This window comes from Dactylosporangium thailandense, assembly GCF_059739745.1.
Genome location: NZ_AP029195.1, coordinates 6,118,705 through 6,133,033, shown reverse-complemented (window position 1 = coordinate 6,133,033; position 14,329 = coordinate 6,118,705). Strand labels below are relative to the sequence as shown.

At 68.7% G+C, this 14,329-nt stretch carries 5 protein-coding genes and 1 pseudogene; 3 read left to right on the top strand and 3 right to left on the bottom strand.

All coding sequences use genetic code 11. The annotated features are described in order from the left end of the window. The first annotated feature begins 264 nt into the window (after nucleotides 1-264). On the top strand, nucleotides 265-1,857 hold the full coding sequence (locus tag AC6JBM_RS26940; RefSeq protein WP_497986348.1) for a sigma-70 family RNA polymerase sigma factor: 1,593 nt from the start codon (nucleotides 265-267) through the stop codon (nucleotides 1,855-1,857). A 289-nt stretch (nucleotides 1,858-2,146) separates the two neighbouring features. Then, a pseudogene (locus tag AC6JBM_RS26935) lies at nucleotides 2,147-2,257 on the top strand (2-deoxy-D-gluconate 3-dehydrogenase); the annotation flags it as partial. A gap of 143 nt (nucleotides 2,258-2,400) precedes the next feature. Here AC6JBM_RS26935 and AC6JBM_RS26930 read toward each other — a convergent pair. The 3 genes from AC6JBM_RS26930 to AC6JBM_RS26920 all read right to left on the bottom strand — a co-directional run bounded on the left by AC6JBM_RS26930 (nucleotide 2,401) and on the right by AC6JBM_RS26920 (nucleotide 9,841). Further along, nucleotides 2,401-3,441, bottom strand: coding sequence for a LacI family DNA-binding transcriptional regulator (locus tag AC6JBM_RS26930; protein WP_497986347.1), 1,041 nt, complete (start codon nucleotides 3,439-3,441; stop codon nucleotides 2,401-2,403). A gap of 305 nt (nucleotides 3,442-3,746) precedes the next feature. Continuing rightward, complete coding sequence (locus AC6JBM_RS26925; protein ID WP_497986346.1) at nucleotides 3,747-6,467, bottom strand: arabinofuranosidase catalytic domain-containing protein; 2,721 nt, start codon at nucleotides 6,465-6,467, stop codon at nucleotides 3,747-3,749. 230 nt (nucleotides 6,468-6,697) lie between these two features. After that, nucleotides 6,698-9,841: an arabinofuranosidase catalytic domain-containing protein gene (locus tag AC6JBM_RS26920; protein WP_497986345.1), complete on the bottom strand. Its 3,144-nt coding sequence runs from the start codon at nucleotides 9,839-9,841 to the stop codon at nucleotides 6,698-6,700. A 1,442-nt stretch (nucleotides 9,842-11,283) separates the two neighbouring features. Here AC6JBM_RS26920 and AC6JBM_RS26915 point away from each other — a divergent pair. Beyond that, on the top strand, nucleotides 11,284-14,268 hold the full coding sequence (locus tag AC6JBM_RS26915) for a beta-xylosidase family glycoside hydrolase (RefSeq protein ID WP_497986344.1): 2,985 nt from the start codon (nucleotides 11,284-11,286) through the stop codon (nucleotides 14,266-14,268). Nucleotides 14,269-14,329 lie beyond the last annotated feature (61 nt).

Here is a 14,329-nt window from a genome sequence, read left to right as displayed (position 1 = left end):
GTAGCCGCGTCGTGTTAACGCTAACGTGTCGAAGCTGGCTGAAGTGCGCGACGTGCAAATTCGCTGTTAGGGTCAGGCGAGAAATGGTTGTCCGGCGGGCTTGGTCGCGGCCGGGAAACGGCTTGCGCCGGCAGCGCCGACCGACTGGAGGTCTTGACAACGCGTTGTCCATATGCCGAGATTGATACCGGCGCCCTCGACGCCGGCGGCCCCGCCGGTCGTCGTGCAAACCCGGGAGCTGATCAACGGGCCGGGTGATAGTACGTGCGAACGACGAAGAATGACCAGGCGTCGCTGGTCGCGGCGGCAAAGGCTGGAGACGAACGAGCGCTGGGCGAACTCGCCGCGGCACACCTGCCGCTGGTGTATACGATCGTGCGCCGTGCCCTCGCTGGATATCCCGGCTCGGTCGACGACGTCGTCCAGGACACGATGCTGCGCGCATTGCGGCGGCTGTCGTCGTTGCGGGAACCGGAAAGCTTCCGCGTGTGGCTGGCCGCGATCGCCGTGCGTCAGGCCGGCACCTACCTGCAGCGTCAACAGCTCACCACCGGGCGGACGGCGTCGCTGGATGCGCTGGTCGACGCGCCGGACGCCGCCGACTTCGAAAGTCTCACGATGCTGCGGGTGGAGCTGTCCGGGCAGCGCCGCGAGGTCGGGCGCGCGGTCGGCTGGCTGGACCGCGAGGACCGATTGCTGTGGTCCTTGTGGTGGCTGGAGATCAGCGAGGAACTGACGCGCGCCGAGCTTGCCGCCGCCCTCGGGGTGAGCGTGGCGCACGCCGGGGTCCGGGTGCAACGGATGCGCCATCATCTCGAGCAGGCCCGCTTGCTGGTCGCCGCGCTGGACGCCCGGCCACGCTGCCCTTGGTTGGACGACGTTGTCGCAGAGTGGGATGGCATCCCCGGCCCGCTGTGGCGCAAGAGAATCGGCCGGCACACGCGAACGTGTGTGTCGTGCGCCCGCGCCGCCGAAGGTGTGATCGACACTGAGCGGTTGCTGACCGGGTTCGCGCTGCTTCCGGTGCCGGCGGTCCTCATCACCGCCTTCGCCGCCCATGAGCCGGTAACGTCCGCCGCCATCGGCGTCAGCGGCGCATCCTCTGTGCCCGGCGCCGGCGGCGCATCCACTGCGCCCGGCGTCAGCGGCGCATCCTCTGTGGCCTGTGCTGGCGGCGCATCCACTGCGCCCGGCGCCGGCGGCGCATCCTCTGTGGCCGGTGCCGGCGTCGGTGGCGCCGCGAAGGCCGGCTGGCTGGCCGGGCTGCCGGTGGCGAAGCTCGCCGTCGGTACGCTCGTGCTCGGCGTTGCCGCCACCGCGCTGGCCTGGCCGAGCGGCGGGCGAGCGCCGAAGACCTCGTCGGCGCCCGCAGTGCCCGCCGCGTCGGCATCGCCTCCCGCGACCGGGCCCTCTCCCGCGGCGCCGTTGATACGGCCCGGGCGGCTGTCTCTTGAGTTCGGTGCCGTCCCCGGCCGTTACCTGGGCACGGACACCGACGGTCCGGTCGGTGTCGTCGTTGCGGGTGACACCCCGCAGTCCCGCCAGCGCGCGACGTTCGAGGCGGTGCCGGGGCTGGCCGACTCGGCCTGCTACTCGTTGCGAGCGCCCGACGGGCAGTACCTTCGCCACGCGTCCTGGCGGCTTCGCCTGAGCCGTGACGAGGGGACCCGGCTGTTCCGCAGTGACGCCACCTTCTGCCCTGTCGACGCGGGTGCCGGGATGGTGCTGCTGGAGTCGTCGAACTACCGCGGGTACTTCATCCACCCGGAGGACGGCAAAATCTGGGTCCAGCAGTCGGATGGCTCCACGGCATTTCGCATCGACAGTGCGTTTTATGTACGGCCGCCGTTGTTGTGACCGACGACCACTGCGGCGGGCGTGACCGTCCGGCCGGTGAGTTCATAGCCAAATTCGGATAGCGAGCCAATCGAAATTGCTGGCTCGAATAAATGGCCTCCGCTCCTGTGCCGATGCGGCAATCTGGCAACCTCGTCCAAATATGCGTCTTGATGGCGCGGTGCATGTCGTCGACCGTTAGCGCTCACATTCCGCACCGGCGCCCTCCTTGACGAGCGTGCTCGCGTAGCCACCTGTTGGTCGGACGACCCGACGCCTACCTACCGCCCGCGTAATCTTCACCGCGTCGATGCTGAGTTTCCGAGGCGGCGTCACGGTGCCCGGTTTCGTCGCCGCCAGGTCCGGCATCGCCGGACTGACCAGAGCCCTGACCAACGAGTGGGCAGGCCGCGGCGTGAACGTCAACGCCATCGCCCCCGGCTGCATTGCTACCGACAACACCGAGGCGCTGCGGGAGGACTGCCCTCGACGAGGCGCCGTCCACAAAGGACGTTGGCCTTCGTTGAGCATGTTGCCAGGGACTCGAAGAGACGCTGCCCGCGGCTATGTGCGGGGGGCCGTGCTGTTCCGAACGATCAGGGTCGGCGCCACGGCTGGTGCCGGACCGGGACGGTGCGGTCGCTCGGGCGAACCCGCATCGATGATTCGCAACAAGGTGGCGATACACCGCCGGCCAATCTCGTCGAAGTCCTGCCGGACCGTCGTGAGTGGCGGGCAGAGGTACATCGCCTCGGGGATGTCGTCGAATCCTACGACACTGACGTCGTCCGGAACCCGGATGCCCCGCTCGTTGAAGGCGCGCAGCACGCCGAGCGCCATCTGGTCGTTACCTGCAAACACCGCGGTCGCGTCTTCCCGCGCTGCGAGTTCGAGCCCGGCGGTATAGCCAGAACGTGCGCTCCAGTCACCGGTCATCACCTCGGGTGCCCGAAGACCCGCGCTTTCCAGTGCTGCGCGCCAGCCTTGGATGCGCCCCTGGGTCTCCAGCCAATCGGGCGGACCGGCCAGATGCCACACCGTGCGATGGCCGAGCTGAATCAAATGCTCCACGGCCATTCGGGCACCGGCCGCCTGGTCGACCGAGACAGTCGGAATCGCGCCGTCCATGTCGGCCTCCACGGCCACGGCCGGCATCCCTGACGGCAGGCTGTGCAATGCCCGGGCGACGGCGCCCTGCGGCGCGATGACGACGACGCCGGCGACCGACTGATCCACCAGCGCCCCCAGCGCCGAAAGAACGCCGCTGTGGTCGATTCGCTCCAGTGTCGAGATGCTGACGCCGTAGCCTTCGGCGAGCGCAGCCCGCTCGATACCCCGCAACGTCGCGGCTGGGCCGTGCAGAATGGTCGCCAGCGTGACTACCCCGACCACGTGCGACCGCCGGCCGGCCAAGCCGCGAGCCATGGCGTTGCGGCGGTAGTCGAGCTGGCGAACGGCATCGAGAACCCGATCCCGGGTGACATTGCTGACGTTGGGGTGGTCATTCAGCACTCGCGACACCGTCTGGTGGGAGACCCCCGCGAGCCGCGCGACATCCGTGATCACCGCTGCGCGGCCACGCATCATCAGCCGCATCTCCTTCATGTCGCCGATGTCGGCAGTGCGAAAGCTGTTGCCGCCGTGCCGTTCGCCCGGCCTGCGAGATTTGGAATCGGTACTGTATCAGTCGGAAATGAGTCCGTGAGCAGTGGCGTGCGACCTCGGCGGCGCATCACCCGTAACCATTATTGCGGGGAATTCGCAGCCGCCGTCGGCAGTTGTCATTGCCGATCGACCGCATTCCATGAATGGCTATTCGGTGGGGCTCGCCGTCATCGCCGGCGTGCCGGCGGAGCTGGGTTCTGGTGCCCGCCGTCCACGGCGGGCACCAGAATCCCGGGTCGATCAGATCACTTGATGTTGGCCGCGCCCGGCGTGGGCACGGTGGTGGTGACGAAATCGTGGCAGAGGCTGTCGGCATCGCTGCCGTTTGGCCAGCGAGCGTTGCTCCTGCCCGCGCCGGCGCCCGAGCCGGCCACTACCGCGATGCAGCCGCCGCCGCCCTGATCGGCCTCCATGACGGCGATTTCAGGGCTTGTGATGGTTCCGTTGCCGCTCGAACTGCTCTGCTGGGAGCCGTAGACGATCGCATCGACAACGACTGCCCCGGTGGCGTCACGCAGCGCGATGGATCCGGCGCTGGTGGAGAGGGCGCCGCCGAACCACTGGTCGGGTGCCGGTGCGCCCTGGTAGCCCGCGGTCGTGACGAGGGGGTTGACCACGGCTGCGCCGGTCGGGTGGCCGTGAGCCAGGGGGCTGTCGAGCGCGATGCCGCTGCCCAGGGCCTGCACCGAGGCGCCGCTCACGTGCGGCAGGCTCGTCGCCGGCGAGAAACTGATCCCGGTGCCCGGATCGGACACGTCGACGCCCGAAGCGTGAGCGAAGCGCAGCGGGGCGGCCAGGTCGACTCCCGTGCCGTTCGCGCCGGCGGTGCCGACCGCGGTGACCGTGACGACCTCCTTGCTCGCTCCGGTGTCCACCGTCAGACTGTCGCCGACGGTCATGTTGGAGTCGGCCGCGACCTTGATGTTGGTCGCGCCGGCGGGCGCCGCTGCCGACAGGACCGTCTGCGTGGCCGCCGTGCCGACCTTGGTGACCGTGGCCTGTTCGTAGCTGCTACCGGCGTCGACGCCGATCTGCTGGCCCACCGCGAAGCCGGTGGTGCTGGTGACGGGCACGTTGGTCGAGCCGGCCGGGATCGTGATCCACGGCCCGGTGGAGACGGGTATGAACAGCGTCGTCGCCGTGCTGGCCGCTGTCCCGACGCCGACGATTGTGCGAGTCTCCGCGGCGGAGCCGGTGTTGATGGACACCTGCTGGCCGACCCCGAAGCCGGTGGTGCTCCGTACATTGATGTTGGCCGCGCCGGGGGTCGCCGGGGCCGCCAGCCCCGAGCTGGAGAGGCCGAGCAGGTAGTAGGCGCCGCCGGCGAGCCTCGTACCTGCCGGGATTGTCGCGAGCGTGACGGGGGCCGACTGGCTCGGGGTGTTGGTCAGGGTCCAGCTGGACAGGTCGACCTCACTGGCGGAGGCGTTGTAGAGCTCGATGAACTGGTCGGTGGCGTTGCTGCTGGTGCGATAGCGGACCTCATTGATCTTGATCGGGAGGACGTCCCGTACCGCCTGGGTGGTTGCTGTCGACTGTCTTCCGCCGAACGTGGGGTTGGTCCATTCCGCCTTACCGGACACGAAGCCGGCTCCGGTGGTCGCCGCCGCGGTGACCGTGAACGTGGCGCTCACGCTCTCGCCGGGTGCGACCGGCTGCTCGAACGTCGTGGACTTATCGGCGGTGCCCTTGACCAACGCGGTCCACCCCGCGGGCGCGGACAGGCTCAACTTGACGCCCACCGCTGCCGATCCGGTGGTATTCGTGAACGTCTCGGTTACGTCCTGCGTCGAGCCGGGCGTAAATGTCGTGAGACGCGACAATCTGAGCCGCTGCACGTCGTACTTGGCAGCTACGACATTGGCCTGCACCGCGTCGGTGGTGGCCTCCGAGGGGTACCCGGACGTCATCACGCCTTCATAGAAGGTACCGGACGAGCCGTTTCCGTTGTCGCCGCCGGTGCCCAGGAGGATGGCTCCCTTTTTGTGCATGGGGTAGTAGTTGCTGTTGGTCAGTGAGCCGGGTCGGATTCCACTGTAGAAGGTCGTCAGAGGGCCGTGCTGCGCGTTGCCGCCGCGCAGATCCCACTTGTTCCCGCCGCCGCCGTCGACGACTGCGGTCAGGAACCGCCACGAGTCGACGGTCGGGTCGGCGTCGTTCTGCTTCGGGTCGTACCCGGAGAACAGGCCGGCCTCCATGTCGGACATGATCCACGGGCCGGGGCCGCTGCCCCGACCCCAGGCGGTGGCGGTGCCGAAGTACGTGGTTTCCATGGTGCCGGTACCCACTGCACGGCCGTTCGTCGAGGAGTTGCCGTAGTCGAAGCAGCAGCCGCTGTCATAGTGCGTGCCGTCGATGACGTAGTAGATGCCTTCCGGCTCGTCGTCCTTGGCCAGGCCGGTGGCGTTGTTGTTGCGGAACCCCATGCCCGGCATGATGTAGGCGCCGTAGGCCTTGTGGCCGCTGATCGTGATCGGCGCCATGTCCGCGATCGGGAGTGTGTCGAACCCGCCCACCGCTGGGCCCCGGAAGGTTCCGGGGGGCGCCTGGTAGAGGTGGTTGCCCTTGCCGGACTGGTCGTAGAGGGTGGTGATCAAGCAGATGGTGTTGGCGCAGAACTCATCCTGCGCGGCGGCGTCGGCGTACCCGCCGGCGTCGGCGAACGGCTTGGCGACGGGCTGCACGACGCCGATGTCCTTGACGGCGTTGTCCGACACACGCCTTACCTGGTACAGCGGGCCGTTGTAGGTGGCGTACAGCGCCCGAGTGGTGCTGTGCGCGGCCACGCAGGGGGTGCCACCGGCGGCGTAGATGTCGCACGCGCCCTGCGGTCTGGCCGGCGCCGCGGGCGGAGCCGCCTGCGCTGACGGTGCGATCGTGAGCGTGGCGCCGATCAGCGTGAGGGCAACGGCCGTACGAGCGGCGGGGCTCCTCCGGCGTCTGCGCCGGACGGGATGCATGAGCATGGTTTCTTCAACTCCTATGCGTGTCCGGCTCGACTGCGTCGAGCGCTCAGCATGCGCGAGCGCGCCGCGGTCGTATCCGGCTGCTGAACATATCGGCCGTCGCTTCCGGTGCCCACGCCCACAGCTCGGGCACCGGAAGCAACGAACCGAAGGCGGCGCCGAAAGCGTGCTCTGCGCCGTGTTGTCGGGGCCGGCGGGCGCTGTGGGTCAGCGCCCGCCGGCTGGTTGCCTTACGGTGCCGGGGTCCAGGGCGTCGCCGCCGACCAGCTCGAGTCGGCCGCCCACGAGGTGGTGGTGTCGAAGGCGTTGGTGCCGCCGTTGCTGGCGATGTAGATGCCGTTGTTGTAGGTGCGCAGGTATCGGGTCGGGTAGTTCACGGACTGGAAGGAGACGCCCTGTCCGCTGTTGCTAGTGGTCTGGCAGAACGTGGCGTCCTGGGCGAACAGTGAGCTGCCGTCGTTGGCCTGCAGGTGGAGCTGGAAGCTCTGGTGGCGCAGGAAGAGACCCGGCCGGTTGACCGACTCGAACGAGGAGCAGCTGGGGTTGGCCAGGCCGGCCGTCTGCACCCACGTCGCGTCGCCCTTGACGGTCGACGAGCTGCCCGCCGTGACCGGTGCGAGAACGACGCCGTCGTCGGTGTCGTTGTGCTTGATGTAGTTGCCGGTGGTGCCGTTCGTGGCCTGCAGCGAGACCCGCGGGCCGGGGGAGAGCGTTGCGTTGCCGTTGGGTGCGCCCGGCGTGGGGGTGGTCGACCTGATGAAGTCGGCGCAGTTGCTGTCGGTGTCGTAGCCGTCGGGCACGCGGCCCGCGCTGGCGCCGGCGCCGGCGGCCGAACCGGGCGCGGTCACCCGGCAGCCGCTCTGTCCCGATCCGGAGGTGGCCTGGTAGCCCTCGGCGAGCCACGGGTCGACGAGGAGTCCGTAGTTGAGGCTGTCGACCACCAGGTTCTTGGGGTCCCGCAGCGCGATGCTGCCGGCGCTGGAGGACGGGGCCGGGCCGCCGAACCACTGGTTGGGGGCCGGCGCGGGCTGGTAGCCGGCGTTCGTGACCTGGGCGTCCCGGACGACGGCGTTGATCGGGTGGCCGTTGTCGAGGGGCTTGTCCAGGGTGATACCGGTGCCCAGCGGCTGCACGGGCTCGTTGCTGGAGTGCGCGGAGCTCGTCGCGGGGGTGAAGCTGATCCCGGTGCCCCGGACGCTGTAGGGCATGTTGTTGGCGTGCTCGAACCGCAGCGGGGCGGCGATGGTGATGCCCGTGCCGTTCGCGCCGGTGGTGCCGACGGCGGTGACCGTGACGTTCTCGATGCCGTGGCCGGGGCTGTCGATGTCCAGCCGGATCACGTCACCGACCGAGATGTTGGTGGTCGAGGACATCTTGATGGTGGTGTCGCCTGCGTGCGCGGTGGCCGACAGGCGGCCCTGCGTCCCCGGCTTGCCGACCGCGGTGACGGTGGCCACGTCGTAGTTGGCGCCGTAGCCCAGGCTGAGCTTCTGGCCGACCGCGAAGCCGGTGGTGCTGGTGACGGGCACGTTGGTCGAGCCGGCCGGGATCGTGATCGGGCCGTCGGGCTGGGGCTGCCACAGGGTCGTGTTGGCGGTGGCCGCCGTCCCGACGCCGGTGATGGTGCGGGTCTCCACGCCGGAGCCGGTGTCGATGTCGATCTGGTGGCCGGTGACCATCCCGGTGGTGCTTCTGACGTAGACGGTGGAGTCGCCCTTGCCGGCGGGAGCCGCCAGCCCCGAGTTGGACAGCCCGAGCAGGTAGAAGCCGTGGCCCGGGATCGTCGTGCCGGGCGGGACGGTCACCGTGGAGAAGACGGCTTGCTGGGTCGGGTGCTCCGTGACGGTCCAGTTGGAGATGTCGACGTCGGCCGCGCCGGCGTTGTACAGCTCGATGTAGGCGTTGGTCGAGTTGGTGCTCGTGCCGGTGCGGAACTCGTTGACCTTGATCGGGCTGACGTTGCGGACCTTCTCGGCCGTCGTCTCGGACTGCCGGCCACCGAAGGTCGGGTTGGTCCACGACGCGTTGCCGACCAGGTCGCCGTTGAACGGCGCTGGCCCGGCGGTCACCTTGAAGGTTGCGCTGACGCTTTGGCCGGGGGCGACCGAGTCGAACGTCACCGACGTGTCCGTGCTGCCCGGCACGACCGAGGTCCACTGCTTGTCCGGCGGGGTGATGTTCAGCTTCACGCCCACCGCGCGCGAGCCCGTGGTGTTCGTGAACGTCACGGTGGTGTCCTGCGACGTCCCAGGCGCGAACGTCTGCAGCCCGGGCGGCGCGTCGGTCGCCGAGGCCGGGGCCAGGCTCAGCCGCTGCACGTCGTACTTGGCCGCCACGACGTTGGCCTGGATCTGCTGGTCCGCGTCGTTGGACGGGTACCCGGTCGTCATGACGCCCTCGTAGAACGTGCCCTGCGAACCGACGCTGTTGTCGCCGCCGTTGCCCAGCAGGATGGCGCCCTGCTTGCGCATCGGGTCGTAGCTGGCGTCGATGCGCGGCCCGTCGAACATCGTCTTGAGCTGGCCCGTCTGCGCGTCGCCGCCCATCGAGGCCCAGTGGTGCGGCTCGCCCTTGGCCATCGCGGTCACAAACCGCCAGTCGATGCTCGGCAGGTCGTTGCAGACCTTGGAGGTGCTGCCCTGGTTGACGCAGCCAACCAGGTTGTTCTCCTGGTCCGTCATGATCCATGGACCGGGGCCGCTGCCGCGGTACCAGGCGGTGGCGTTGCCGTAGTACGTGGTCTCCATGGTGCCGTTGCCGTCGTCGCGGCTGTCCGTCTCGGCGTTGCCGTAGTCGAAGCAGCAACCGCTGTTGTAGTGCCGGCCGTTGATGACCCAGTACTGCCCCTCCGGCTGGTCGTCGACCGCGGTACCCGAGGGGTTGTTGTTGCGCAGGCCCATGCCCGGCTCGATGAAGACGCCGTACGCCTTGTGGCCGCTGATCGTGATCGGCGCCATGTCGGCGATCGGGTAGTTGTTGAACCCGCCCATGGCCGGGCCGCTGAAGCCGCCGCGTGGCGCCTGGGTGAGGTCGTTGTGCTTCGGCGACTGGTCGTACAGCACGGTGATCAGGCACGTCGTATCGGCGCAGAACGCGTCCTGCGCGGCGGCATCGGCGTACCCGCCGGCATCGGCGAACGGCTTGGCGACGGGCTGCACGACGCCGATGTCCTTGACCGCGTTGTCCGACAGGCGCTGGACCCGGTAAAGCGGGCCGTCGTAGCCGGCGTACAGCGCCCGCGTGGTGCTGTGCGCCGCCACACACGGGGTGCCGGTGGCGGCGTAGATGTCACACGGGCCCTGCGGCCTGGCCGGTGCTGTCGGCGGTGCGGCCAGCGCCGAAGGCGCCAGCGCAAACGACGCGCCGATCAGCATGAGGGCGCCCGCAGTGCGAGCCGCGAAGGTGCTCCGGCCTATGGGCCGGACCGGGGATCTGAACATATCTGGATGAGCTCCGATCGTTCGTCTGCTGACGAGCTCGGCTGAGCCGAGAAGCTGGTGGACGACGTTGGCCGGCGCCGGTGGATGCGGGGTTCGCCGCCGGCGTCGTTGACCGCGCTGAGCGGCCTGACCACGGAATTGGTCGACGGGGTGCAAGAGGGACCGGCGTGGGCTGACGCCGGCCGGCGACTGACGGCGGTCCGCGGGTTGCGGGTCTGCCCCGGGGGCGGCGGTGCGCGTGTCCGCTGCGTTGTCGCCGGATGCCGCGCCAGCGCAGGTTCGCGCAGGTCGCTCCGCTTCCGTGGACCCGATGATGACTGCCGGGCTGCTCGGCGACAGCGTGCGTGGTTGAGCTGGGTCATTCCTGGACCACTCTCCTCGATGGCGGGCAAGCGAGAGTCCGGGTGTTAGCGCTAACATTCGAGGGGTGAGTCTGCGCCGAGCGCGCAGGCAATGGCTCGCAGTGTCATCCGTCTCGCACGTGTGGCGTGCGGCTGAGGGCCCTCTGGCGGTCGGAGCGGCCGCGGATGTTAACGATAACAACTGGCAACGCGATCAATGAAACACCGCGGACACATCACTGTCAACGGTTGATGCCGCTCGAATGGTGGCCCTGCCGCATGCGACCGCAAGAATCCAATGCGCGCAGCTGCGGCCGTGTATGCGTCGATTTCGGGCGGAACGCGAAAGGGCGGCGTTGGAAACGCTCCCAACGTTACGCCACGGGTCGATGTGAAGGCGAACGTGGCGATTTCCCCAGTAGGGGCCGCACTTCCCGCACGGCCGACCGGCGATGGGAGCCCTCCCATAGGGCTGCCCGGCGCCGGCCGAGAACATGAAAGCAATTCATCGCAGTGAGGCCGAATGACGAAATAGGCATCTGCCGATCCGGCCGACCGAGGCGAGTCGGCCAGATGGCGATCTGCCGTACGGCGGCGACCGATCCGGCCGGGCGTCGATGCCGACGACGCGGCGCGACGTGCCGACCATGTGGTGCGCTCCGCGATAACACTTCTGCGCTGTGATTTTTGCGATTCACCCGGGTAGTTTCGCAATCATCGATGTAGCGATCATCAAATGTGACGGCAGGTGACTGTCACAATCGTTCGGTCGTCACGTCCCGCAGTCTTCCCCGTAGTGCGCGCCACGCGTGCTCAGGCGTTACCGGGCGGCGTCGAATAGCCAGGCCGAATGGACGCAATGGGAGCGCTTCCAGGGAAGTGTAACTGCTTTATGACGGTTTTAACTGGCCCTGAACACAGTCTTGACACGAGATGTTAGCGGTCACACGATGGGCCTCCCCGTCACTTTTGCGTCTGGAGCTCGCCATGCACGCGTCCGCCAGCCCCCACGATTCTGTGCCCCCGCATAGGTCTATGCGCGCCCGCATTGCTGCCGTTTCGCTGATCGTCGCCGCACTACCGAAACGCGTCGCAGCGGCGCTGCTGCCCGCCGCGCCGCGGGGATCACGGAAGGTCTCGCTCGTCATGGCCGGCGTGCTCGTCTGTGCCGGCCTCGTGTCCTCGGGCGCTGCGGCGCACGCCGCGGAGGGCTGGTCGCCCCGGTCGTCCTACACGTCGACTGACAAGGGCGACGGCCGGTACTCCGTGCCGCTGCTCAATGCCGACGTACCGGACATCAGCGTGGAGCGCGTCCCGGCCGCCCAGAACCGCGAGGGCCGGGACGTTTACTACATGATCAGCACGACGATGCATCTGAGCCCGGGTGCGCCGATCATGAAGTCCTACGACCTCGTCAACTGGGAGATCGTCAACTACGTCTTCGACCGGGCGAGCATCGACGACGGCTTCTCGCTGCGCAACGGCCAGAACTCCTACGGCCAGGGTCAGTGGGCGTCGTCGCTGCGCTACCACGACGGCACGTTCTACGTCGTGTTCAACACGAACAACCTGGGCGGCGCGTACCTCTACCGCACCAACGACATCGAGAACGGCACGTGGCAGCGCACGCCGCTCGGCCGTGCCCTGCACGACCCGTCGCTGTTCTTCGACGTCGACGGCACGCCGTACATCTTCTACGGCTCCGGCGGCACAAGCGCTGTGCGCCTCAATGCCGACCTGACCGCCATCGCGCAGGACTACCCGAGCATCTTCACGGCGAGCAACTACGCCGGCCAGTCGTTCATCGGCGGGCTGTTCGAGGGCGCCCAGATGTATTACATCGACGGCTACTACTACGCGGTCATCATCACGTGGCCGTCCGGGCAGGGCCGCCAGGTCGCCATGTTCCGCTCGCGGCAACTGCTCGGGCGCTACACCGCGCCGGGCGGCGCGAACACCTACGAGGCCCTAGGGGTACTCAACTCCAACGGCTTCGCCCAGGGCAGCCTGGTGCCGATCTCACGCCCGGGTGGCGCCACCGACTGGTACGGCATGTTCTTCCGGGACAACTTCCCGATCGGGCGCACCCCCGCGCTCATCCCCGCCACCTGGCAGGACGGGTGGCCGACCTTCGGCAACAACGGCGTCGTTCCCGTCGACGGCCTGTTCAACAAGCCGATCACGCTCGACCCGGCTCAGGAGACGTTCGAGCGGCAGAAGGCTCTCGTCGCCTCCGACGATTTCAGCAACGACGCTCCTCGCAAGGGCTACACGGACGAGCAGTGGACGATCCCGCAGCCGCCCCAGTACGACTCGTCACTCATCGGCGTCGAGCTCCTGCAGAACCCCGGTTTCGAGTCCGGGTCGGTCTCGCCGTGGGCCGCGCAGTTCGGCGCGACGCTCGCCCTGGACACGAGCGGCCCGGCCGCGGGCTCGGCGGCGCTGAAGGTGAGCAACCGCACGCTCAACGGCTCCGGCCCGAACCAGTATCTCAACGGCAAGATGCAGGCCGGTGTGACCTACAAGGTGACGGCGAAGATCAAGTACGCGTCCGGACCGGCCACCATCACATTCAACCTCGCCGCGGACTGGGGCTCGGGCGTGCAGGTGATGGCATCCGGCAGCGTGCCGGCCGGCCAGTGGACGACGGTGTCGGGCCAGTACACCGTCCCGTCGACGGCCAACCTGAACAACTTCAAGTTCGCGGTGGAGACGCCGTGGGCCAACCCGCAGCCGGCGTCGTCGAGCGTGGAGTACCTCATCGACGACGTCTCGATCGTCGGGCAGCCGGTGACGACCGAGTACCCGACGGCGGCGGAGATCGCGCCCAACGGGTCGCGGCTGGACATGGCGTGGGAGTGGAACCACGCACCCGACAACCGGTACTGGTCGCTCACCGACCGCGACGGCTGGCTGCGGCTGACCAACGGCAAGGTGGTCACCGGTAGATACGTCTACACGAAGCTGTCCAACCGGCCCGAGCTCGCCTGGTTCGAAGAGGCCCGCAACACGCTCTCGCAGCGCACGTTCGGGCCACGGCAGTCGGTCGAGACCAAGATGGACATCTCCGGCATGAAGGACGGCGACGTCGCAGGCCTCGCCGCCTACAACCGCGGCTTCTCGTACGTGGCGGTCAAGCGCACCGGCGGCCAGAACACGCTGGGCGTGGTCAACCGGGGCCAGCCGTTCGCGGTGGACCTCGACCAGGCCACGCTGGAGAACTTCGTGCCGGGCAGCACGGTCGCGCTGGGCAGTGCGACCCAGGTGTACGTGAAGGCAGACCTGGACCTCGCCTCGCCCGCCGGGCAACTGTGGACGACGTTCTACTACAGCCTCGACGGCCGGCAGTGGAGCAAGCTGGGCGACCGTGTCGGCCCGCAGACGCTGGACGGCACCCTCGCGCACTTCATGGGGCACCGGGTCGGCCTGTTCAACTACGCCACGCAGGCCACGGGCGGGCACGTCGACTTCGACTCCTTCCTGCTCAGCGACACGCTGACCGCGCAGGGCCGGCCACTGGACACGAGCGCCCTCGACGCGGCCATCGCCTACGCGGCGACGCTCGACCAGCGCTTCTACCCGCAGGACGCGTGGGCGGCGACGCAGGCCGCGCTGGCCGCGGCGAAGCAGGCCCGGGCCGGCACCTTCGGCACCCAGAACCAGATCGACGCGCCGGAACGGGCGCTCAGCTACCAACTGGCCCGCCTCGGCGTGCTCAAGACCGATCCGAAGCTGCCGGTCACGGTCACCGCGCAGGTGAAGTGCCTGGCGGGCAAGGGGTACGTGGCTGTGCAGGCGCGTAACGACCACGACGCGCCGGTGAGCATCGCTCTGGAGACCGTGTACGGCGAGCGTTCCTTCGCCGGTGTGGCGCCGGGGGCGAACGCCTACCAGTCCTTCACCACGCGGGTGAGTGCGGTCCCGGCCGGTACGGCGACGGTCCGGGTCACGGGCACGGTCGGCGGCAAGGACGTCACGACCGCCGTCACCGCCCAGTACTCCGCCGCCAGCTGCGCCTGACCCAGACCCTCTCCAGGAATCCGACCCGCCCCCGGGGCCGGCTGCCGCTGACCCCGGGGGT